The following is a 23,604-nucleotide window of genomic DNA, read 5'->3' on the forward strand; positions in this document are numbered from 1 at the left end:
GTTTTTTGAGTGTTGATTTTGATGCTAACCTACGAGTGCAGGAAGGGTGCGGAAACGATTTTTGAAGCGATATGGGATATTAGAAGGTTCAAACCGGAGAATCTACGCCTGAACTGTGATTCATTAATTGACAGGATTTAGATCTGGTTTCAGTTCCATTTATTTCCATTTCACACCCTGAAATCCCCGGTTCGATCAAGTACTATTTTGCTGGGTGGTGTTCACTATCTTTATTCACGATAATGGGAAAGCTGAAAGAAGTACATGTTCGTTGGATAGGCATTTTTTTAGTAGCCGTTCTGGCTACTTCAAATGATGGTGATGATCACATGGCTGATGAGCCGCTATGGTTCCACTATTTCGTTTCGCTGTGCTTTACAGCCGTCTATTGGAATGGCGCCTGGGCAATTATTTATTTTTTCAGGAGAAAGTTCCCTGAAATCAGTAATACAAAGAGACGAATATCACTCACAGGCTTGAGTATGATTATTTGGATGTCGATAGGAGGGATTCCATTGAAACTGATCTTTGATGTTGTTTCATGGAAAGAGGTCATGACGCTGCAGGAGCATCTGAGGTATATCCCTTTCAATTTCGTCATAGCAGCAGTGGTCTCTCTTTCCTATGAGGTTTTTTATTTCTTCGAAAAGTGGAAGGATCAATTTCGATTGTATGAACAATTGAAAAACCAGCAAATACGAACTCAGTATGAGGTTTTACAGAATCAAATGAGTCCGCACTTTCTTTTCAATAGCCTGAATACGCTCACCTCAATCATTCCTGAGAATGCAGATGCTGCGGTGGCCTTTGCAGAAAAGCTTTCAGAGGTTTACCGATATATTCTTCAAAACAAAGATCGGGAATTGGTTAGCCTAAAGGAGGAGTTGTATTTTGTAGAATCTTACCTTTTTTTATTGCGAATGAGGTATCCGGATAATTTGAGTTTCCATTTCAATATGGATAAAAAGTATCTGGGATTGACAATTCCTCCTTTGACGCTTCAGATGCTGGTGGAGAATGCGATCAAGCACAATGTGGTATCAAAGGCAAAACCACTTCATATCGACATTTACATTGATAATGGTAAGTCAGTGGTAGTGAAAAACAATCTTCAGCCAAAAGGATCATTAGAAAAGTCAACAAAGACCGGATTGGAGAATATTCGTAAGCGATATAGCATTTTGGGTAACCGGAAAATTGATGTGATTACAAGTGCCAGCAACTACATGGTGGCCGTTCCTTTGATCGACTTGTTGGAAGAAAAAGATTTACAGCTGGCATGAAAGTATTGATCATAGAAGACGAAGCGCCTGCCTTCCGCAGATTGGAGAAGATCCTTTTGGAGATCGATCCTAAGATTGAAATTGTGGAGGTATTGGACAGTGTAGAGGACACTGTGAAATGGCTTGAAAATCATGAACAGCCCGACTTAGCGTTGATGGATATCCAGATCAGTGATGGAATCAGTTTCCAGATCTTTGATGAGACAGAAGTCTCATGCCCAGTCATATTTACTACTGCGTTTGATGAGTATTTACTTAAAGCCTTTAAGGTAAATAGCATTGATTATCTACTAAAGCCAATAAAAAAGGAAGACCTGGAAAAGTCCTTAGCGAAATATAAAAACCTACAAAGTAGTTTTAGCCAGAATGGTCTGGATATGGCTGCATTGCTGAGTCAAATCAACCTTACTGAAGCGAAGTATAAGTCTCGTTTTTTGGTTAAACAAGGGGATAAGATGATGGCTATTCGATCTGAGGATATTGTGTGTTTTTATACCAAACATGGAGTGGTGCATATCTTCACTAGGAATGAAAAATCCTATTTGTCAGATTTCACACTCGATGAGTTAACACAGCAACTAGACCCTCAAAATTTCTGTAGGGCCAATCGACAATTCGTTCTAAATGCCAATTACATCACTGCTGTTCATAAGTATTTTAAAGGGAAACTTTTGGTAGAGCTTGAACATTTTGATGAGGAGCAAATAATTGTGAGCAGCGAAAAGGCTACCGCATTTAAGCAGTGGCTGGATCAATAATTCGTCTTTGGTTTTCCCTTTTTTCTGCCCGTTAAAAACCGAAAGGCATTTACCATTTTATAGGTTCCTATGACACCTGTAATACCACCTGCCACAAGCAAAGCCTGACCGACTTCATCATTTTCTCTCCCAAGCATGAGACCTCCTGCAATCGTAGTTGTATACCCGAGGGTTGCGATTAGGATACCACTTTGAAATTTCCTCTGCGATTGTTCAAGGTTAAAGTTGATTTCATTTACATCTGCTTCCAACATCATGATTCTGCTTTTCAATGAATCATAGGATGAAGGTGTTTGTGCAAAAAGGGTAATGGAGGTGGTTAGGATTAAAAAACTGATTGCTATGCGACGAACCATTCTTTGAAAGGATTGACTTTTTCTCTACTTAAAATTAGTTCCTCCGAACTTGGTATTGCTAACGATAATGATAATCGTTGATTTTTATGAGGCCTCAACGCCTTGATTGCTTCTTTGTTTACAATATGCTTTCTATTAATTCTAAAAAATGATTGATGAGATAGCAATTCATTCTCTAGTTGCTCGAGAGTAAAATCTGTCATGTAAACCTTACCCTCGTGCATATCTGCCGCATGCACCACTTTGTTTCGGGTATAAAACATGGCAAGTTCAGATTCTTTTTTTGGAATGAGCCCTTGACCTGATTTAAGTAAGAATCGTCTGGTTTTCTGAGGCTCAAATCGATCGAGTATATTTTTCAGTCTTTGATCAGATCTGTTTTTTTCAAACTTTGAAAGTGCCTTTGCTAGATCTTCCTCGTTAATCGGTTTCAGTAAATAATGTTGACTATTTAATTCGAACGCTTCCAGTGTATATTGATCATATGCGGTGGTGAATATGATGGGTACTTCGCATTTTATCTTGTCAAAAATTTCAAAACTATTTCCATCTGCCAGATGAATATCACAGAAAATCAGATCGATGTTATTTTGATTGACAGATAGATATTGAATACTATCTCTTACTGTATCAAGTGATCGTAAAACCCTGTATTTCGGGTGATTGCTTGAGATCAATCGCTCAAGACGTTTTGCTGCTAGCTTTTCATCTTCGATTATGATTGTCTTCATAGGTGATAGCATCTATAACTGGTAGCCTTACTATAAACTTTTCAGTCTCATTTGAGATTTCAGGTTTGCTGGAAGTAAGCAACTGATACCTGTTGGTAATATTACTTAGTCCAATTCCCGAACGTTTTGAATTATCAGTTCTGGCTCTTGTATTGTTTTCAACTATCAAATGATCATTTTGTTGGTGAATGGAAATTTTTAGCTTGTGATAACTCGAGACTTCATTGTGTTTGATTGCATTCTCAATCAATAATTGCAGGGTAAATGGAGGTATGCTTTGTTTCGTGTTTTCATCAGTAATGATGTCTATTACAAGATTCTCATGAAAACGTAGTTTTAGTAGAAAAACATATGATTCAATAAAGTCAAGCTCTTCTTCGAGTTGAACCAGATTTTCTTGTTCGTTCTTAAGCAGATAGCGGTAAACTTTTGAAAGCTCACTGACATACTTTACCGCTGTTTTCGTATCCTCTTCGATTATTGAAGTCAGGATATTTAAGCTATTGAATAAGAAATGTGGGTTTACCTGGTTGCGTAGTGTTTCCAGTTGTGCTTCAGTTGACTGCTTTTTCAAACGTTCGGCTTCTAGCTGAGTATTGTTTAGTTCTTTATTGTATTGATAAATGGCATTGATGCAATGAAGGAATAGGTTAATCCTAAAGGCAAATCCTAATGCTTGCTTGAAGCCTGGCAACAAAGCCTCTTGTATAGTTATGATTCCTATTGCGTAGGAGGTGATAATAGAAAGAATGATAACTACTCCTATGCTGATAAGAAATTGATAGATCAGTCGGGAAGTTATTTTTTCAACCCTTACCCGAGTTCTTTCGATCAAATGATTGCACTCCCACACAGAAATTGTGAGCGAGATGATCACAAAAAATAAGGTGAGATCACTCAGATTGGTTGATAAGGCTTTATCCCCTTCAGTGAACTTGATGTTCAAAAAGGAATAAGCTCCTAAGAGAGTGATATAGATATACCTGTATTTAGTGGAGAACATCTTTGATCGAATAATATAAACCCTGCCCTATGGAAGGGGACAGGGTTATTTTTTGAATAAAATTACTCTATGGAAGAATAACCTGATCTATGGTATGAATTACACCATTTGTTGCCAGAATGTCTGTTCCAACAATTGCTGCATTTGAAGTTCCTAACGATAGAGCTCCATCTGTATCAGTGATGGTTAAGTCACTATTGAGCGTCCATGATCCACCTGCTACAGCAGTGATTTCAGCTGAAGCATTCCCATCAAGAATATTTGGAATGTCTGCAGAGAAAACTCTTCCGGAATATACATGATACTGGAGCACAGTTGCGATTACATCTAACCCACCAGCTGCAGCTACAAGGTCAGTGATATCGTTATCACCATCGTCATCGCTATCAGGTACTTTATCATATAGTGCCTGGAATGCCGCATCAGTTGGTGCAAACACCGTGAATGGTCCGTCACCTTTTAATACAGTAATTAAATCTGCGGCCATTTCATCGTTCTCTACTGCAGTAAGTGCAGCGACCAGTTGACTAAACTCAGCTTCTGAAGCCTCCGAAGCTGCAACAGCTATTTCTACAATATCTTGGTCCGCTGGAATCAATGTGCGATCGATTACGTGAACTACGCCATTATCTTGGTCAATGTCAGTGGCCGTTACTTCAGTCAATCCGTTAATAAATACACCATCGCTGTTGATACTAAGATAGAAATCACCATTCAAGGTTGTTACTGCGCTACCTGTAGCTGGTAGATCCGCTTGTTTTACCTCTGAATTCAAAACATGATATTGTAAGATTGGTGTCAAATCGTTCGCAGTTAATCCGTCGAGAGAAGTAATTCCGGCTGCTTCAAACGCATCATTAGTTGGTGCAAAAACTGTGAAATTTGCATCAGAATCAATTAACGTATTCAGCAAACCAGCTGTCACTACAGCTTCCGTAAGAATGGTAAAATCTTTATTGAAATAAGCAGGTTCGACTACAGTGTTTAAGATACTTGCCTCCAATGATGGTACAAGTATGCCGTCAAGGATATGTACGATTCCATTTGATGCTTCTACGTCAGCAGATGCAACTGCAACACTATTTATCGTGACATTCGCACCATCCACTCCTACAGTGACATCCTCACCTAGTACTGTAGTAGCTGTTGCACCATCGGTAAGAGAAGATGAAACTAGTTCAGCCCCGCTCACAACATGATACTCCAATACTCTTCTTAAGACAGCATCAGGAATTTCATCCAGACTTGCCTGACCTGTAGCTTCTAGCAAAGCATTGAAAGAAGCATTGGTTGGGGCAAATACTGTAAATGATCCATTTTCATCAGAAAGCGTATTCACTAAATCAGGGAATCTGTTAAGAGCAGCTACAAGTGACGATAAATTATCTGTCTCTGCAGCTATTTCAACGATGCTATCAGCAGAAACTTCTGCACCATCATCATCTCCGCAGCTTGTGTTAAGTAATACTAAAGCAAATGCTGCTACGCCAAACACTAGCTTTAGTCCTTTAAATAGTTTTGGTTCTTGTGTTAAATTTTTCATGATTTAATTTTTTTGTTGAATCATGATGTAAAACCAATGTCTATACATATGTTCTACTGATTTTTACCGAAATAGCTATAGATGAATCCGAACCAGCTAAAAAGTCATCTGAGTTGTTTTTGATTTCTTAAATCAATTCAGGAAGATGGCTAATACTAATTTTTACCTGTCCAGCCACTCTTTAAATGCCTTTACCTTCTCCCGACTCACGATTACATGGTCATCAAATTCGGGCTTTAGTTTTAGCATTAACCTATTGTTGAAATAAGAATCAATCGATGTAATATGCTTGTCGCAAACGATCATCTGTCTGTTGATTCGAAAGAAGTCTTCCGGATTTAGAATGGTTTGCAATACATCTAAAGAGTGGTCGGTAATAAGACTATCTCCGTTCAGTGTTTTTAAATAGGAAGTACTTGATTCGCTATAGAAATAGGCTACCTCTTCTACACCGATAGACTGGAATTTATGACCAATTTTAATAAGGAATTTTTTCTTGAATCCGGTTTTTAAATGGGCTCGAAGGGAATCCACCATGTGATTTATATCACTCTGTCCTTGCACCTTTTTTAGTTTTTCAACAGCAGCCACCAAATCTTCAGATTTTACCGGCTTTAGTAAGTAATCAACGCTATTGTACTTAAAAGCGTCCAACACGTATTTATCGAATGCTGTAGTAAAAATGACTTTGGGGAATGAGGTCAATTCATTTAGAATATCAAATCCGGTACCATCTCCGAGTTGGATATCCAGAAATAAGAGATCAGGAGTTTCATTTTCCTTTAACCATTGCAAGGCAGATTTTACAGAATAAGAAATTCCTTTCACACTGATGCTCGTGTGTTCTTTTACTAATTTTTCAAGTCTATTGGCCGAGAGCTCTTCGTCTTCTATGATGATCGCATTCATGCCCGTGCAAGTGGTAATCTTACTTGAAAAGTCTGGTCATTATCTAAGATTTCCAAAGCTTTACCCGCAGATAAAATCAATCTTTTGGAAAGATTTTTTAAACCAATCTGGGTGCTGCTGGTAAGATACTCTTTCTTCCTCTTTTCATTCTCTACAATAATTGCTTTTTCGCCATCATTTTTCACAGTAATATGAAGAGGATCGTCAACAGAAAAGGCATTGTGCTTCACTGCGTTTTCAATCAGCATTTGTAAGGACATAGGGGGAATTAAAATGTCTTTCGCAGATAAATCCAGATGTTTGTGCACCACAATAGCTGAGCGATGACGCATGGAGAGTAGAAATAGATAGCTGTCAATAAAGGCTAATTCTTCTTCTAAAGTGACTACTGTTTTTTCATCATTTTCCAGAATATAGCGATACATGTCAGAGAGCTTCGAGATGAATTTTATGGCAGCCTTTGAATCTTCCTCAACAAGCGAAGTGAGAACACTGAAGCTATTAAAAAGAAAATGAGGGTTGACTTGATTTTTCAAACTTTCCAGTTTAGCCGCTGCTAGTTCTTTCTGAATTTGCTCTTTTTCACGTGCCGACCTTATCGCATTCCTTACGTAGAGATTAATGATTTCATATGCGATGATTAAAAGAGAAATAACAAAACCCTGGGCGGTATTAATTAGAAAACTTCCATAATAGTGTTCCGGGCAACAGCTTATGTATTCAAGGATATTGTCATAAATGAATGCAAATAAAAACACCAAAGGCAACACGAGAAGTGTTGCCTTTGTGGAAAGGATATACAATCCTTTATTCGAGTTTATGCTGGTTTTGTTGCTTGCCGCATGTATGTAGCGGGCAACTATTTCCCATAGCGCAAGGATTACAATAACAGTATAGGCTAGTGAGATCCATGTTCCTTGATCCCAGTGGAGCATCTCACTCCTTGAGTCGTCTCTTGTTACCTTAAAAAAGAGGAAAACAAAGAGAGCGATAATGAACCTAAACCGATATTTCATAGGGCTAATTTACTCTCCATCTTTCGATGCTACGGCTTTTGAAGGCGTAACATTGAAGGAAAGTGTTGTTCCAACCACTTTTTGAGTGCCGGTACTCCTGGCTGATACAGTGGTTGAATACTGGCCCGTTTCAACATCTTTGGCAGATACTTTCACGGTATAATGATCTTTGTTATTCTCATCTTGTGTGATTTCAAACGACAAATTTGAACTTGAAATCAACTTGGGAGTCAAAAAGGTAGCTCTTTTGGCAAACCTTGATCGTATTAGCCATAGGTCGAAAGTAGTTTCACCTTCAGCATCTACTGAAATGGTGTATTCCTTTGCATAGATTTTAGCACCTCTTTCAGGTGTTTCAAATTCCTGGGCATTAACTGCAGTACCCAACAACATTAAAGAGAAGATAGCAATGTACTTTTTCATAATCGTGTGCTTTTCGGTTTCTTGATACAAATGACACGAGTATTTGTCTCTTAATGTCTATCGAATTAGTTGACCTGTACGATCTTCAGTTGGATTGTCATTTCTTCTTGTTGAATTGTGAGTTATTTTTTTCATACAAAACATGAAAAAATATAACCTTCTATTTCTTCATCGCGTATTTATTTTTTATACATTTAGTGAATTAATAAAATTCTAACGAATGAAAGGGACCAATCTAGGTGAGTTTGAGGAAATCGTATTATTGACAATTGCCTCGCTAATGTCGGAAGCATATAGTGTAAATATCGTAGATGAAATAGCGGATGTAACGGGAAGAAAAACAAAACTTGGTGTGGTGCATGCCGTACTCAAACGGCTGGAAGATAAAGGACTAATTACTTCTGAGTTAGGAGAGCCTACGAAAGAAAGAGGGGGGCGTAGGAAGCGATTTTTCACAGTTTCACATACTGGCAAGGTAGCGCTGATGAAAGCAAAAGAACAGCGGGATCAACTTTGGGGTAAAATTCCAGAACTCGTTTTTCAAGGGATCAAATGAACAACGAGCTTAAAGGGCCACCCCGATGGATGGATAGAATCATTGAATTCTACTGTCGGAAGGATCTTCTCGAGGATCTTCAAGGTGATCTTCATGAATATTATTTCAGAAACCTTGAAAAAAGCAGGAGAAGGGCCAACCTTATCTTCTTTCTGGATGTGCTCAAATTCTGCAGACTGTACACGATTCAAAAACCCAAAATAATAGGACAAATGACTTTTTTTAACCTGATGGCTAATTACTTCAAAACAAGTGTGCGAAGCATAGCTAGAAACAAACTTTTTTCTTCAATTAATATTATAGGACTGGCAGTATCTATGTCAGTGGGACTACTCATGATCACTTACATCGGAGAGACGCTGACCTTTGACGAATTTCATGAAAAGAAAGATCGGATCTACAGGGTAACATCGACCTATCAAAGTGTATCGAATGATGACCCTTTCGATTTAGCGTCTACCTCAGTGTTCATCGGGGAAAAATTAAAGGAGGAGTACACAGGCTTTGAAAAAGTACTCATTATGCGACGTAATTTCAGTGCTGATATCGCCAAAGGTGAAAACATTATTAATGTAAGGGGTCATTATTCAACTCCAGAATTTTTTGATGTTTTTTCCTTTGATCTGCAATCCGGTGACCCTTCCACAGCTTTGGTTGATCCCAATTCAATCATCTTAACTGAAAAAGCTGCCGAGAAACTTTTTAAAGATGAGGACCCTGTGGGTCAAGTCGTCTCGGCCGGTGAAGAAAGCTACACGGTCACTGGCATAATAAAAGAAGTGCCTCAAAACTCCCATATTCAATTTGAGGCACTCGCATCTTTTTCTACCATAGCAAATGATCATCGGGATGATGAAAACTCATCCTTTTTTACCTGGAGGAGCATCTGGATGAACTATGTTTATGTCCTTCTTGACGAAGGGACCACTCCTCAGCAGATCAATGCCAGCCTGATAGAAATTGCTTCTGAGGAGAATGAAAAAACGGATAGATTCACGATTACCCATGAGCTGGAAAGCCTGATGGATATTGTTCCGGGCAGAGATCTCTCCAATCAAATCGGGCCGAGTATCAACTGGGAAAGTATTTATCAGCTTCTAGGTCTCACTTTGATCATCATTTTATCAGCCTGTTTCAACTATACTAACCTGTCAATCGCAAGAGCATTAAGACGAGCTAAAGAAGTGGGAATCCGAAAGGTCGTGGGGGCGTCCAGATCACAGGTGTTAGCTCAGTTTGTTTTTGAAGCCATCCTTATTGCCATCTTTTCGCTGGTAATCGCAGTGGGACTGTATCAAATGATCAAACCTGAGTTTGTCGCTTCTGTATTGGATGAGGAAAACATCGGAATGGAGTTTACCTGGATGAACCTGGTGTATTTCATCGGGTTTGCAATCGTGATAGGTTTTGTCTCAGGAATTCTTCCTTCTGTTGTGCTTTCAAAGTTGAAGGCAATATCCATCCTGACAGATGCAACAAAACTGAAAATGTTCAAAGGAGTCAATTTGCGTAAAGTTCTTATTGTATTTCAGTTCGCTATTTCCATGGCTTTGATCATAGGAGCTACAATTACCTACAGGCAATACAATTTCTCTATCAATTATGATCTTGGCTTTAATACCGAGAATATCTTGAATATGGAGTTGTTTAGGAATGATTCTGAGTTATTGATGAATGAGCTCGCCAAACTACCGGAGATAAAAGAGATGTCTCGTTCTGGAATGATCCCGAGTACTGGTGAGATATGGGGAGATGAGTTGAAGTATAAAGACCCGATGGATTCGGTCTCCATTTACTTTAATCGGGTAGATAAAAACTACCCGGGTGTGCATGGTATGAAATTCTTGGCAGGCGGAACGTTCCCTTATGATATGAAGGAAGGGGAGGAGGACCCTAAATTCATCATCATAGACCGATCGCTAAGTGAACGTTTTGGATTTAACAAGCCAGAGGAAGCATTGGGAGAAATACTGTATCTACAGAGAAGAAATGAAGATGATCTGCCTGTTCAGATTACCGGAGTGATCGAAAACTACCAGTATCAGAACCTGGCAAGCGACCCGGAACCCACAGCGTTGATACCAGGAGGCAAAGACGATCTTTATAATATCAACATGGTTGTTAGCTCCACAGATATCATAGGTCTGATGGATAAAATGGAAAAAATATGGGCCGATGTAGAGAAAGTGCATCCATTTACAGCGGAGTTTCTGGATGAACAAATCCAATCCTCCTATGCCCATTACAAAGTGATGTTTAGGATATTCACCTTTCTGGCAATATTGGCAATAACAATATCAACGATGGGGTTATTGGGGATGGCTGTTTTCACTACAGAAACGAGAATCAAAGAAGTAAGCATCAGAAAAGTGCTGGGAGCAACTGAGCAAAACCTGATCATGATTTTATCGAGAAGTTTTATGATTATGCTTTTCATTTCGGCGGTAATAGCTATTCCATTCACGTATTTCTTTTTTACGGAGTACATTCTTGGAGAATTTAAAAAGCGGATTGATATCGGTCCGATGGAACTACTTCCCGGCGTTCTATTGATTTTTCTTATTGGTTTCCTGACAATTAGCTGGCAAACCATCAAAGCAGCTAAGACCAACCCTGCAGATATGCTTAGAGATGAGTGATTGATTTGATCTTACTATCTTTTCTGTTATGAACAGAGAAGAGGCAAAAGAGATACTGCATTCCATGACTGAAAGCGACAGCCTGCTTCGTCATGCACGAACTGTCGAATTGGTCATGGAAGCATATGCTGAAAAATTCAAAGAAGATCCGGAAGAGTGGGCAATCACCGGAATGCTGCATGATGCAGACTATGAAAAGTACCCTGAGGAGCATCCAAATAGAATAGTTGCACTTCTGTGTGAAAAAGGAGAAGAGAAGATTGCTCATGCGATTTCTGCCCACTATACCAAGTGGAATGTACCGTACGAGACGACTTTAGATAAAGCGCTGTTGGCGTGTGACGAATTAACAGGGTTCATCGTGGCATGCTGTCAGGTAAGACCGGAAGGCATAGAGACACTTTCAGCCAAATCAGTAAAAAAGAAGCTCAAACAAAAAAGTTTTGCAGCCAAGGTGGAGCGCGACGAGATAGCTGCCGGGGTAGAGATGCTGGCCGTGGATATGACAGATCACATTAACTTTATCATAGATGTGCTGAAAAAGCATAAGGAAGAACTCGACATCTAAAACACAGATTATGAAAAAGAAATTATTAATCGGATTTGGCATTTTGATCCTGTTGATCATTGCTGCCTTCTTTTATCTCAACAATAGAAACAGGACATTGAGTCCTCCGGGACAGACATCTGCGACCGCCAATGGTGACACGGTATCAGTAGAGTATTCTCGTCCCTCAGTTCGAGAACGTATGATCTTTGGCGAAGCGGAGGAAGGAGCTTTGCAGCCTTATGGTGTATACTGGAGATTAGGAGCAAATGAACCGACTTTCCTGGACGTCAATTACGATTTCCGGTTTGGAGATACGGATATGGATGCGGGGAAATATGTAATTTATGCGATTCCTGGCGAGGGTGAAATGGAGCTTCGGTTAAACTCAGATCTTCGGTTTTGGGGCTATACTGAGCCGGATTATTCGATGGATGTGGCCACCACTGTAGTCCCTATGCAGAATGCGACACATACTGAACAGTTTACCATTAACGCACAGCCTGATTCGTTAGGAGTGCGTTTGGTGTTTTCATGGGATAAATACCAATGGGTGTTGCCTTTAGAAAAGCAGTAAAATATATAGTCATCCTACCACTTGAAGTGGTGGGATGACTTTTCTAAAAATCATACTGAAAAGTTACTTGAAGTGAAGGATGACGTTCAACAATTTCATCTGCACTTGCATGCTGATGTAAGTACGCTAATTGTATATTTCCATTCCCAACATTTTTGCCTATCCCGGCATATATCCAGTTTTGATTATAAGTTGCCTGCCTGAAGTTACCATCAGTGGATACCCATAATTCATCAAACACATGTATAAAATACTTATCTGAGAGGGGTTTTCTCCAGGTTAGTCTGTATCTGAATCGGTTACTGAAGTTATAACCATCTATTTCTACTGCTCCACCGGGAGGTCTTTCAATCAGATTTCCCTGATACCTATGCTCCATTCTATATCTATGTGAAAATGTGGACTTACCAAGCGTTTGATTGATCGTAACTTGTTCCCAAAAATTATGTTCTGGTAAGGTTCCTGGTAAAGGATATTCTCCGTAAGGATGTGTTTTTATATAGGAATATCCTACCGAATAGATTACACTTTCTCCCGGTGTGAAATTCACAAAAGGGCGAAGAATAAACTGCTTATTGTCGCTCAAAAAATCTGTTCGACGGATATGCAATTCATTCCCTACCGTCCATTTTTCATTGATTTTATAGTGATTAAGAAGCAAAAACCAGAACTCTGAATCACCATGAATGTCATCCTGTGCTTGTGATTGGAATCCGATAATAAGCAAAGAGATAATTAACAATAACTTTTTCATACTTCAAGTATAAGGCCTGAATTGGTTTGAAAAAGTTATAGACCTCTTATTTACTTAAATAGTTCATTCTTTTTCTATTATCTGATCCACTTCCTTGATCATTTTATTTACCGTCATGGTGAAATTAACAGGCGACACAGCCTTATTAACCAGTAGGCTATCCATTTCTTCAAAGACATGCTTCTCTATGGCCAATTGTACTGAATCACTCCCCCAATATGGGCTGTGAAAGAGCATCGCATTTTTTATGTGTAATTGCGCATATCTCAATGCAATGTTGGCTTTTTCCATTTGATTCGTTTCAGCGTACATCTCTGCTATCTCAAGTTCGGCGTGAGCCAGATTATTCAACGCATATTCAAAAGTTGACCTCAAATCAATCGAGCTGATAGAGTCTTTCACAATGCTTCTGTGCACTTCTTCGAGACGACTAATGGATTCTTCGAGCTTTTGAAAGCTCTCATCATCCACATCTTTCTCCAGCTTCCAGATTGATTCAATGGCTTTTTCCAAACTGAATGCACTCATTTCATGACGCTCCTCTTCCTCATAGTGAGCCACATTTTTGAGGTGATAATCCGGCATTTTGGCTGCCGCGCTAAGCGTCGGATGCTGTTCAATTTCAGGCTCCTGGTTGTAAAAATAGAATATTGCAAAAAGGGCAAATATTCCAATAACGATAATGGCGACTTGTTGCTTTTTCATTGTGTTAGATGTTTAGTTTTAGACATTGACCGATCTATCTTAAGGATCAGCCTTTCTTGACGTCCTTATATTTAGTTTTTAATGTTTTTAATTATTTCTTGACTTTATAAGTCCAATTAGAGAGTCCAATTCATTGGATATTTTATTCAAACGTGCATCCACCAGAGTTACCGAAATAGAATCACTTGCAATCAGGCTGTCTAGCTCTTTGAAAATATCAGCTTCCAGGCTTTTTATTTCTGCACCATTTTGCTGATTAGCATAGTCCATTAGGTAAGCATTTTTCACATGTAATTGTGCTTGCTTTAAGGCTAGCATCGCCAACTCATTTTGGCTGGTCTTGAGAGCTGACTCTGAGATATTCACCTCGGCTTTTGCCAGCGTGTTAAGGGTAAAATAGAACGCACTTTGAATATCCCGATGACGGAGCGAGTCACCCATGATTTCTTGATCTATTTTTTTAAGCTCGTTGATTGCTTCATCCAGAAGTTCCTGCTGACTCAGGTTAGGGTATTCCTCATAGGTCTTTAACGATTCAATGATTTCCTCAAGGTGTATAATACTTCGATGATGCAGAATTTTGAGTCTGATCGAAACATCTTTATATACGTTTCCTTTCATTGTGTCGAGAGCGGATTTCAGCTCATTCACTGCTTTAAGAGCTTTTTCCAGGTGGTATTCATTTCTCGCAAACCGATCACGGTATTTGTCCAGGTTCTCCGCTTGCTGTTTTGTAAGCTTGGGAATGGATTCAGGCTCCACCTGATACGTCGTGGTATTTCTATGGGCTACATAGACAATAATGAAAATAATCACGAGTACCATAAATAGAATTTTCGTTGATTTGTTCATGGCCTTATTTTTTTAATTTTTTATGTTAATTCCTCATAGCTATTTCATGCCAGGGTTTTAAGACCCTAGCAGATCCTTGTAATTTTTGTTGATATACTCTTCGATTGAGTCATAAAAATCTTCCAGCTCCATCTGGAAGATGTTGATTGTAACCGGGGAAGATGAATGTAGATCCAGCTCTAGCTGTCTAATTTCATCGTGATCGTCTTTTAAAATCCTGATTTTCTGTATTTCAGCAACATTAAACCGCCCCTCCATTTCATTGTCTTTATATTCAATGAAGTCTGGAGTGAGTTTTAAAAAATCATTGTAGTTATTGATGCCGGAAATAAGCTTTCCCGCAATGGGTAAAACGATGACAACACCAGCCCAAATGAAAAACCTAAAATCATTGACATTATAAGTGAGAAACAGAAAAATCACTATGGCTGGTATCAATAGATAAATCAATGCCTGTATGACCAGTTTTCGCTTATGATTTCTAAAGACTAAACCACCATCTTCTGGCTTGATTGAGACAGGAAACAGGATTTCTTCCCATAGGATCAGGATCATGATGGTTACGGCGGAACTCACTAAGAATTCCGCCATATAGATATTTATAAAACCTTCATATTCGGGCTGCCTTTTCTCAAAAAGTTGGCCGGACAGAAAAAATACGAGCACAAAAATGATTGCCAATATTCCAAGACTAAAGTCTTTCGGGTATGTTTTTCTAATAATTTTTGTCATACTATGAGTATTATATTATTCCCATCCACCACCTAAGGCACGATAAATATTTACAGATGCCTGTAGTTGCGCCATCTTCGTTTCAACCAGTTCAAATTCGGATTCAAGCGCCTCTTCCTGAGTTAGCAATACTTCTATGTAATCAGCTCTAGCGTTTCTGAAAAGATTATTAGAGATGTCAATCGACTCATTCAAGTATTGGACTTGCTGGAGTTTAAATCTGTAGCTCTGTCTCAGGTTTTGAAAGTTGGATATCTGGTTGGCAACCTCCACGTACGCATTTAGTATCGTTTGCTCATATTCAATTGCAGCTTGAATTTGTCTGGCGTTTGAATTCTGATACAGTGCCTTGATCGCGTTTCGGTTGACTAATGGTGCCATCAATTCACCGCCGATTCCATACATGAGCGATTCAGGAGTCTCAAGCAGATATTTCGCATTAAATGCCTGATAGCCGATACCCGCACCGATCTCAAGGCGGGGATAAAACCGTGCTTTTGCCACCTTAACATCTAGCTTCGAAGCAGCTAACTCCATCTCTGCCTGTCTGATGTCTGGTCTGTTTTCCAAAAGCTGGGATGGAAGACCCACTTGCAGACTGTCTGATATTAGTGTATCAAAGCCTCCGGAAGACCTTACAACTCGCTGAGGAAACCTCCCAACCAAAAAATTGATTTCGTTCTCTACCTCAATGATGTCCTGACTGATTTCAAAAACCAGACTCTTTGTACCTGCAAGCTGTGCTTCAAAACGCTTGACGGCTAGCTCTGTCACTCTTGCGGATTGCTTCTGCACCTTCACTATTTCCAAAGCATTGCTTTGGATAGCTATGTTTTGCTGAACGATGGCCAGCTGTTTATCCAGCGCCAATAGTTCATAATAGGCATTTGCAATCTCAGATATCAGATTTGTCACCAAAAAATTTCGCCCCTCAACGGAAGCTAAATATCTCGTCAATGCAGATTTCTTTGCATTTCGCAACTTCTTCCATATATCTACTTCCCAATTAGCATATGCACCAAATCCAAAGTCAGATAAGGGTTCCGGAAACTCATCTCCTTCGTGAATAGGAAGATTTTTTTCGACAGCTCCAGCACGGGTGAACTCCCCCGGCTTATCCAATCCGGCACCCATACCTACATCTACGGAAGGAAGGTATTCTCCCTTACGTATTTGTACCTCATTCTTTAGCATTTCCATCTCTCTCATGAAAATGTTGAGCTCCTGATTATTAGCAAGAGCTGTGTCAATCAAAGCAATCAAATTTTCATCATCGAAATATTCCTGCCATCTGACATTAGATAGGTTCGTGGTATCTTTTGCTTGGGCATATTCCTCCGGCATTTTTTGGCTTTTTTTCCGAACATTCAGTTCCGGGATGCATGAAGTCAGCAGTATAGCTATCAAGACAATTGATAGACTATGGATCATATGCTTCGTTTTCATAAGTCGTATTTTATTGATCTTGATTTTCATTGGATTTGGCTTTTTTTGCTTCTTCCCACTTTTTATTTTCTTCAACAATTGAGTGTACATATTCTTCTGATAGGGACTCATCATGTTCATCCTGAATCATTTTTCTACCTTCCATCATTTTTCCGAATATGTAGTAGAGACCGGGGATTACCAGTACTCCTATCAATGTTCCAAGTAGCATCCCCCCAAGAGCAGATCCCCCAATGGTTTTGTTACCTACAGCACCTGCCCCATGAGAGAGGACTAATGGTATGAGTCCTGCTATAAAAGCGAATGAGGTCATTAGAATCGGCCTGAAACGTACTTTTGCTCCTTCTATGGCCGCCTCCAATACAGTAGCACCCTGATGGTGCTTTTGAACGGCAAATTCTACGATTAGAACCGCATTTTTCCCCAATAATCCAACCAACATAATGAGCCCAACCTGAGCATATACATCATTGGCAAGGCCCATCATTTTAAGCAATGCAAATGAGCCGAATATCCCAATTGGTAAGGATAAGAGTACTGCAAGAGGAAGTAGAAAGCTTTCGTATTGTGCTGCTAAGACTAAGTACACAAAAATCAAAACGATGATAAAAATGTAAAGAGCCTCATTCCCTCTTCTTGATTGGTCATAGGATAAGTCTTCCCATGCAATGTCATACCCACGAGGAAGGGTATTAGCAGCAACTTCCCTGATAGCTTCAATAGCATCACCTGTCGTGAAACCTTTTGCAGGAAGTCCGCGAATAGAGGATGAGTTATATAGGTTGTATCGAGTGATTTCATTGGGTCCTTGTCTTTTCACTAACTTCATGAAGGAAGAATAAGGAACCATTTCACCGTGCTCATTTTTCACAAAAAACTCATCCAGATCAGATGGGTAGCGACGGTATTCAGGCAGTGCCTGAACATAGACTTTGAAAAATCGACCGAACCGGATAAATCCTTGTTCATAGGTACTGCCAATCAGGATATTGAGATTTTCCATGGCTTTATCGATAGACACACCTTTCTGCATGGCTATCTTATTGTCAATGATCATCTCATACTGCGGGTAGTTAGCTGCGAAGAAGGTGAACAACCCGGTCAGCTCTTCTCTTTCACGAAGTGCATCCATGAAATTGCTATTGATTCGGTCAAAATCTTGATAATCGGTTTCATTGGTCTTATCAAGAAGACGAAGAGAGAAACCGCCGGAAGTACCAAATCCAGGAACTGCTGGTGGTTCAAAAAACTCAACGATTGCACCAAGATTATGGGTTTTCTCCTCCAGCTCCTCCATGATCTCATGAACCGAATGCTCACGGTCAGACCAATTTTTCAAGTTAATGAGACAGGTACCAGCATTAGATCCTCGCCCTTCGGTCATAATCTCGTATCCGGCCAATGCTGATACAGATTCAATTCCTTCGATCTCTTCAGCGATTTCCTGCAGCTCATGAGAAACCTGATTCGTGCGTTCCAATGTAGCTCCCGGCGGGGTTTGAATGATGGCGTAGATCGTCCCCTGATCTTCGTTCGGAATAAATCCGGAAGGAAGGGATGTGTTTTCAAAATAAATCCCAATTCCAAATGCAATCAGAATACCCCAGGTAATCATTCGTCGATCAACAATCTTCCTCAAGATGCTTACATACTTTCCGGTTATTTTTTCAAACCCACTATTGAATGAATTGAGTAATCGATCTAGTATGTTTTTCTTCTTTTGTTTGCCATGGTTGTTTTTCAGTATCATGGCGCAGAGTACAGGTGTCAGGGTAAGCGCTACTAGTGCTGAAAGTATTATTGAGCTTGCCATGGTAATACCAAACTGACGATAAAAGGTACCCACCGGACCCGGCATAAATGTGATTGGCAGGAACACAGATGCCATCACCAGTGTGATAGCGATGATAGCTCCCCCAATTTCACCCATCACTTCTCTTACTGCATTATATGGAGAAATATTTTTCTGTTCCATTTTAGCATGTACAGCCTCTACGACAACAATGGCATCATCCACCACAATACCGATGGCAAGCACCAGTGCGAAGAGCGTTATCAGGTTGATGGATAATCCAAATATCTGGAGGACGAAAAAAGCTCCGATCAAGGATACCGGAACTGCCAGAATGGGGATGAGAGTGGATCTCCAATCACCCAAAAATATAAATACAACCAGGGCGACAAGAATGAAAGCATCTCGTAAAGTATGAGTTACTTGCTCAATGGAAGCATCCAAAAAGTTGGAAACATCATAGCTGATTTTATAATCCATCCCCGGAGGGAAGTTTTGCTCCATTTCCAGCAATGTTTCTTTTACTTCAGCGATCACCTCTGACGCGTTGCTACCAACCGTCTGCTTCAAGACGATGGAAGCTGCAGGATAGCCATCCAGATTAGAGTAGATGTCGAAGAATTCACTTCCCAACTCTACTTCAGCAATATCACCCAGGTAAATGATTTCCCCTTCTTCATTGGCTTTTACGATAATACTCTCGTATTGCTCGGGCTTGTTAAAGCGATCCTGATAAACTAAAACATATTCCAGTGCCTGCGAGTCCTTGCCATCTGCTCTACCGAGTCTTCCTGGTCTGGCTATCAGGCTTTGCTCCATCATGGCCTCCATAGCCTCTTCTGCTGATATTTTATATGCGCGCATGCGGTCCGGTTTTAGCCATACCCTCATGGCATATTGCCGGCTTCCCAGAATCTGCGCACGTGCTATCCCTTTGATCCGTTGGATTTCCGGGACCATGTTCACATTTGCGTAGTTGTAAAGGAATTTCTCATCAGCATCTTTATCCTTGCTATATAAGTTGACATACATCAACATACTGGGCTGGATAGGCGTGATGATAACCCCTTCTCTCTGAACAAGCGGAGGGAGTAATGGCATCACCTGATCTACCCGTGTCTTTACCCGGATAACGGCTTCATTGGGATCTGTTCCCGGCTCAAAAATGACGCGGATGGTGGCTTCACCAGCACTCGTGGCATCTGAGGAGATGTAGCGCATGTCTTGTACACCATTAATGGATTGCTCCAATGGAATCAGTGTGGAGTTCACTAAAACCTCTGCGTTAGAACCCGGATAGGCAATGAATATATTGACCACCGTGGGTGCTATTTGAGGAAATTGGGAAATCGGAAGTGTCTTGATAGCCAGTGAGCCCGTAAACAATAGCACTATTGATATGACTATAGCCAGTACGGGTCTATGTATTATTCTACTTAGAAACATTGTAATACTCGTTTAGATGGTGATTACTCAGCGTGAAGGTCCAGTTTGCTTATGACATCCTCTGGTTCTTGAAAGTCGATGGTGATTTTCTCTCCATCTCTCACTTTTCGTAAACCTTCAAGTAGCACATTGTCCGTTTCTTTCAAACCGGATTTGACTTCATACAGGTGTGGAAGCTCAGCTCCAACTGTGATGTGTCTGGAGCGAACGACATTATCTTCATCAACCACAAAAACATACTTTTGATCAAGAATCTCAAAAGTGGCTTTTTGAGGTATTAATAAGACATTTTTTAATGGTCTTTTGACAAGGATATTCCCCGTTTCACCATGTCTTAATAGTCCTTTAGGATTAGGGAAAGTAGCCCTAAATGCAATATTTCCGGTTTCATTATTGAAGTCTGCTTCGATGGTCGTGACCATGCCATGGTATTCGAACATCTTGTTGTTCGCTAACTTCAATTGTACTTCCATGATACTGTCGCCTCTGACCTTGCTTTTGTAATCCAGGTATTCTGCTTCAGGTACATTAAAGTACACCCACATTTCATGATTGTCTGAAAGTGTGGTTAATAGCTCGCCTTCCTCAACAAGGCTTCCTTCTCTTACATGGAAGTGATCCATAATGCCATCAAAGGGAGCTCTTACCCTTGTGAAATCAAGATGAACCTGAGCCAGAGCAAGCTCAGCATTTGCTTTATCCAGCTTTGCTTTGGAAAGCGCCAGTTCATTTGGAGCCACCACATTTTGATCGGCTAGTTTTTTGGTGTTCTGGTATTCAATTTCTGCGAATTTTGCCTCGGCTTCAGCTCGTTCTAACTCAGCCTGATAGAGTCGAGGCATGATCTGAAACATTAACTGACCTTTCTTTACGAATTGGCCCTCATCAACGTAAATTTTTTCCAGATATCCTTTTTCCAGCGCACGCAATTCGATATGCCTGGAGGAATGAATTTGAGATACGTAAACGCGTGTTGTTAATGTATCCTTTCTGATTGGATTGGTAACAGGTAATTCTTTTAGAGCTTCCTGATGCTCTTTATGTGTTCCGCAGCTTACTACAATGCTCATTAGCAGAGTAAAGCCACCGATGACTAAAATATTTTTCATTTTTCTGATGTCGATTAAATAAAATGGGTCTATTCCTTCAGGAAAGACATTTAGTAGACTACTAAGAAATCAATAGTGTAGGAGAGGCCAGTAGGCCCAGAGGAAAGTCTAGCAGTCTAACTTTAATCGACTATAGAGGATATATAGCTTGGAGGAAGCACCTTCGGTTGGACAAAAAGAGCTCGATCCTGTTTTTTGAAAACCACCATTGATAGAGGGGGTGATGTCGGCTACTTCACTGGCAAAATCATCGTCCCATTCTTCCAGACCCTTTTTGCCTTCCTTTTCTCCTTTTTCTGAATCTGTCTCAGTTCGAAGTTCAATGGGGTCGTCCTGGTCTTCAATCAAATGGCTCCAAATAGAAGCCGTAGTGGTGAAGATCAGGATGCAGGCAAAAGCAATATGTAATATTTTGCGTAGCAAGATCAGGATACTCTTTAACGGATCGAAATTAATCATGAACGAGCTTATCTTATGGGTAGAAGCTGTTTTTTTTACCAAACCGATAAAAACATAGATGAATCAACTTAATTCTCTATTGATTTCATCATTCTTTTCCAGATTTCTTCCAGCCAGTCTTCATGTTCAGGTTTCATCAGGGAAGAGCGAAGACACACCAAATAGTCAGAATCGATTTTAAAATCAGGTTCTGAAAATTTTGAAGTAGGATATTTATAGAGTGACAAGTAAAGGTGATTTTTTTCAGCTTCTTTAAAAAAAACCTTTGCTGCTTCGGACATCTTGTTTGTTGTTTCTCCTTTCACACACCAGACTACAATGTCTGTTTCCGGTTTGACAATAGTGTGGAAATCGTCACTTGATTTAAGTTTTTCATAAAGCTTCAATGCGGCGTTTCTCGACTTCTCCAAGTCTGCGGCAAACTGACCTCCTTTTACCGGAGGCAATAATTGATGTGTTGCCCAAAGTCCAACTGCGGAAGCACCTGCCCGGGAACACTCCAGGCTAATTTCGCCCAGATGCAAGTCATCGGAAGTGAAATAGGTATATGGTGAATCGTGAATGTAGAATTTAGCCACCTCCGGATCTTTGAAAAGTACACAGCCACATCCATACGGCTGAAGGCCCTGCTTATGCGGGTCAATGACAATGCTGTTCACATGATTCATCACTGAATACTTCTTTTCAGTTTCCTCTTCCAGGTTGTTTAATAATTTAAAATATCCACCATAAGCCGCATCGGCATGAATCCTGAAGCTATATTTCTTCTGAAGCTTCAGAACTTCATCCAGTGGATCTACAGCCCCTAAACCAGTTGTTCCCATGGTACAGACCACTGTGCCTACATCACCGCTTTCAAGTTTCTCTTCCAGCGCTCTTACATTAATTCGTCCCTGTTCATCGGTGGCTACCTTATCAAATTTCAACTTGAGCACTTCAGAAATCCGCTCATGTGTGTAATGTGCCTGATCGGAAGCAATGATTTTTTTGTCAGGATGTATCTTTCCTGCTACCCATAGCGCTTCAAGGTTAGCCATGGTGCCACCACCGGTTAAATGTCCCAGGTGTTCGTTCCAGCCAAACATTTGTGCTAAATCACCAACCACTTCCTTTTCCATCGGCGAACTGGCCTTGCTACCATCCATTGCGTGGTTGTTTGGATTGATCCACATGGCTAACATATAGGCAGCCTTTGCTATCGGATGGGGTGGTTTTAGCATTTGTCCGGCAAAAAGTGGATGAAAGTATGGATAGTTGTCCCGCATCTTTTCAGCCGTTCGCACGATCACTTCTTCCATTTTTTGGAAGTCTGCCGAAGTGCTAAAATCAGGCAGGTCGAAACCTGATTCAAGTTTCCGCAGTGCTTTTTCCAGCAGTTGTATTGATTCTCGCTCTAATTTCATTGCTCCATCCATTCTACTTTGTCCTCAATGGGTTTCTTTTCTATGATTCGGTCAGAAGGTTCGCAGTATCCCATGTAAAAAAAGCCAATACAGGTCTCATTCTGTTTCATATTTACATGCTCACCAAGGAATTTACACAGTTCAGGACTACTCCAATATCCGCCAAGATTATATTGATCTAAAGCCAACCAGATATTTTGTACCGCACATGCCACGGATGCAACCTCTTCCCACTCAGGCACACGCTCTTTTGGGTCACGGTGAAGAATGATTGCCAGAATAGCTCCTGCCTGAATCGGCTTGGTTTGGATTTTTTTTAGTTTCGATGGATCTGCATCTGGAGTAATTTCCTGGTATTTCTTACCAAGAAACTCACCGAGTCTCTTTTTTGCTTCCCCGGTAAAAACCTTGAATCGCCACGGTTCCGTAAGTCTATGTGTAGGTGCATGATTGGCATTGAGTAAGAGTTCTTGAAGGATTTCTTTTGGGATGGGCTTATCAATATATTGCAGGGGATAGACCGATCGGCGCTTGCGAATGATTTCATTTATTGTACTCACTATTG

At 40.3% G+C, this 23,604-nt stretch carries 23 protein-coding genes; 6 read left to right on the forward strand and 17 right to left on the reverse strand.

The genetic code is table 11. The annotated features are described in order from the left end of the window. Positions 1 to 242: 242 nt before the first annotated feature. Both ACOQON_RS03100 and ACOQON_RS03105 read left to right on the forward strand, forming a co-directional pair. Positions 243 to 1,283, forward strand: a complete 1,041-nt coding sequence (locus ACOQON_RS03100) for a sensor histidine kinase (protein ID WP_420577458.1) — start codon at positions 243 to 245, stop codon at positions 1,281 to 1,283. Further along, complete coding sequence (locus ACOQON_RS03105) at positions 1,280 to 2,041, forward strand: LytR/AlgR family response regulator transcription factor (protein WP_420577459.1); 762 nt, start codon at positions 1,280 to 1,282, stop codon at positions 2,039 to 2,041. Before ACOQON_RS03100 ends, ACOQON_RS03105 begins: the two co-directional genes overlap by 4 nt. Here the strand turns inward: ACOQON_RS03105 and ACOQON_RS03110 are convergent. From ACOQON_RS03110 to ACOQON_RS03140, 7 genes are all read right to left on the reverse strand, one after another. Then, positions 2,035 to 2,397 carry a hypothetical protein gene (locus ACOQON_RS03110; protein ID WP_420577460.1) on the reverse strand — a complete coding sequence of 121 codons (363 nt, stop codon included), beginning with the start codon at positions 2,395 to 2,397 and terminating at the stop codon, positions 2,035 to 2,037. The two genes, ACOQON_RS03105 and ACOQON_RS03110, sit on opposite strands and share 7 nt — an antisense overlap. Continuing rightward, the gene (locus ACOQON_RS03115; RefSeq protein ID WP_420577461.1) at positions 2,382 to 3,128 is read right to left on the reverse strand and encodes a LytR/AlgR family response regulator transcription factor; all 747 of its coding nucleotides are present in this window, start codon (positions 3,126 to 3,128) and stop codon (positions 2,382 to 2,384) included. Before ACOQON_RS03115 ends, ACOQON_RS03110 begins: the two co-directional genes overlap by 16 nt. Further along, positions 3,103 to 4,131 carry a sensor histidine kinase gene (locus ACOQON_RS03120; RefSeq protein ID WP_420577462.1) on the reverse strand — a complete coding sequence of 343 codons (1,029 nt, stop codon included), beginning with the start codon at positions 4,129 to 4,131 and terminating at the stop codon, positions 3,103 to 3,105. Before ACOQON_RS03120 ends, ACOQON_RS03115 begins: the two co-directional genes overlap by 26 nt. Before the next feature lie 67 nt (positions 4,132 to 4,198). Then, the gene (locus ACOQON_RS03125; RefSeq protein ID WP_420577463.1) at positions 4,199 to 5,674 is read right to left on the reverse strand and encodes a fasciclin domain-containing protein; all 1,476 of its coding nucleotides are present in this window, start codon (positions 5,672 to 5,674) and stop codon (positions 4,199 to 4,201) included. Positions 5,675 to 5,836: 162 nt separating this feature from the next. Continuing rightward, the gene (locus tag ACOQON_RS03130; protein WP_420577464.1) at positions 5,837 to 6,583 is read right to left on the reverse strand and encodes a LytR/AlgR family response regulator transcription factor; all 747 of its coding nucleotides are present in this window, start codon (positions 6,581 to 6,583) and stop codon (positions 5,837 to 5,839) included. Beyond that, complete coding sequence (locus ACOQON_RS03135; protein WP_420577465.1) at positions 6,580 to 7,599, reverse strand: sensor histidine kinase; 1,020 nt, start codon at positions 7,597 to 7,599, stop codon at positions 6,580 to 6,582. The genes ACOQON_RS03130 and ACOQON_RS03135 overlap by 4 nt, the downstream gene beginning before the upstream one ends. A 9-nt stretch (positions 7,600 to 7,608) precedes the next feature. Further along, a complete protein-coding gene (locus ACOQON_RS03140) occupies positions 7,609 to 8,022 on the reverse strand; it encodes a hypothetical protein (RefSeq protein WP_420577466.1) in 414 nt (137 codons plus the stop codon). Positions 8,023 to 8,242: 220 nt separating this feature from the next. Here ACOQON_RS03140 and ACOQON_RS03145 point away from each other — a divergent pair, with 220 nt between their 5' ends. From ACOQON_RS03145 to ACOQON_RS03160, 4 genes are read left to right on the forward strand one after another with little or no spacing between them, the layout of a single operon-like run. After that, the gene (locus tag ACOQON_RS03145; protein ID WP_420577467.1) at positions 8,243 to 8,578 is read left to right on the forward strand and encodes a PadR family transcriptional regulator; all 336 of its coding nucleotides are present in this window, start codon (positions 8,243 to 8,245) and stop codon (positions 8,576 to 8,578) included. 29 nt (positions 8,579 to 8,607) lie between these two features. After that, positions 8,608 to 11,217, forward strand: coding sequence for an ABC transporter permease (locus tag ACOQON_RS03150; RefSeq protein WP_420577468.1), 2,610 nt, complete (start codon positions 8,608 to 8,610; stop codon positions 11,215 to 11,217). Positions 11,218 to 11,245: 28 nt separating this feature from the next. After that, positions 11,246 to 11,785, forward strand: coding sequence for an HD domain-containing protein (locus ACOQON_RS03155; protein ID WP_420577469.1), 540 nt, complete (start codon positions 11,246 to 11,248; stop codon positions 11,783 to 11,785). 10 nt (positions 11,786 to 11,795) lie between these two features. After that, positions 11,796 to 12,341 (forward strand): DUF2911 domain-containing protein, encoded by a 546-nt coding sequence (locus ACOQON_RS03160; protein ID WP_420577470.1) that lies wholly within the window; start codon positions 11,796 to 11,798, stop codon positions 12,339 to 12,341. Between the two features lie 43 nt (positions 12,342 to 12,384). Here the strand turns inward: ACOQON_RS03160 and ACOQON_RS03165 are convergent, their stop codons facing one another. From ACOQON_RS03165 to ACOQON_RS03210, 10 genes are all read right to left on the reverse strand, one after another. Continuing rightward, positions 12,385 to 13,095 (reverse strand): DUF2490 domain-containing protein, encoded by a 711-nt coding sequence (locus tag ACOQON_RS03165; RefSeq protein WP_420577471.1) that lies wholly within the window; start codon positions 13,093 to 13,095, stop codon positions 12,385 to 12,387. A 63-nt stretch (positions 13,096 to 13,158) separates the two neighbouring features. Then, positions 13,159 to 13,800, reverse strand: a complete 642-nt coding sequence (locus tag ACOQON_RS03170) for a hypothetical protein (RefSeq protein ID WP_420577472.1) — start codon at positions 13,798 to 13,800, stop codon at positions 13,159 to 13,161. Between the two features lie 87 nt (positions 13,801 to 13,887). Further along, positions 13,888 to 14,652 carry a hypothetical protein gene (locus tag ACOQON_RS03175; RefSeq protein WP_420577473.1) on the reverse strand — a complete coding sequence of 255 codons (765 nt, stop codon included), beginning with the start codon at positions 14,650 to 14,652 and terminating at the stop codon, positions 13,888 to 13,890. Positions 14,653 to 14,709: 57 nt separating this feature from the next. Next, the gene (locus ACOQON_RS03180; RefSeq protein ID WP_420577474.1) at positions 14,710 to 15,384 is read right to left on the reverse strand and encodes a heavy metal transporter; all 675 of its coding nucleotides are present in this window, start codon (positions 15,382 to 15,384) and stop codon (positions 14,710 to 14,712) included. Positions 15,385 to 15,399: 15 nt separating this feature from the next. After that, positions 15,400 to 16,830, reverse strand: coding sequence for a TolC family protein (locus ACOQON_RS03185; RefSeq protein WP_420577475.1), 1,431 nt, complete (start codon positions 16,828 to 16,830; stop codon positions 15,400 to 15,402). Between the two features lie 10 nt (positions 16,831 to 16,840). Then, positions 16,841 to 20,068 carry an efflux RND transporter permease subunit gene (locus ACOQON_RS03190; protein WP_420577476.1) on the reverse strand — a complete coding sequence of 1,076 codons (3,228 nt, stop codon included), beginning with the start codon at positions 20,066 to 20,068 and terminating at the stop codon, positions 16,841 to 16,843. Positions 20,069 to 20,091: 23 nt separating this feature from the next. Further along, positions 20,092 to 21,177 carry an efflux RND transporter periplasmic adaptor subunit gene (locus ACOQON_RS03195; RefSeq protein ID WP_420577477.1) on the reverse strand — a complete coding sequence of 362 codons (1,086 nt, stop codon included), beginning with the start codon at positions 21,175 to 21,177 and terminating at the stop codon, positions 20,092 to 20,094. 108 nt (positions 21,178 to 21,285) lie between these two features. Next, positions 21,286 to 21,636 carry a hypothetical protein gene (locus ACOQON_RS03200; RefSeq protein ID WP_420577478.1) on the reverse strand — a complete coding sequence of 117 codons (351 nt, stop codon included), beginning with the start codon at positions 21,634 to 21,636 and terminating at the stop codon, positions 21,286 to 21,288. Between the two features lie 68 nt (positions 21,637 to 21,704). Then, complete coding sequence (locus ACOQON_RS03205; RefSeq protein WP_420577479.1) at positions 21,705 to 23,039, reverse strand: pyridoxal phosphate-dependent decarboxylase family protein; 1,335 nt, start codon at positions 23,037 to 23,039, stop codon at positions 21,705 to 21,707. Continuing rightward, positions 23,036 to 23,599, reverse strand: a complete 564-nt coding sequence (locus tag ACOQON_RS03210) for a nitroreductase family protein (protein ID WP_420577480.1) — start codon at positions 23,597 to 23,599, stop codon at positions 23,036 to 23,038. Before ACOQON_RS03210 ends, ACOQON_RS03205 begins: the two co-directional genes overlap by 4 nt. Positions 23,600 to 23,604 lie beyond the last annotated feature (5 nt).

The sequence above is a fragment of the Ekhidna sp. genome (genome assembly GCF_965221965.1).
Taxonomy (GTDB): Bacteria; Bacteroidota; Bacteroidia; order Cytophagales; family Cyclobacteriaceae; genus Ekhidna.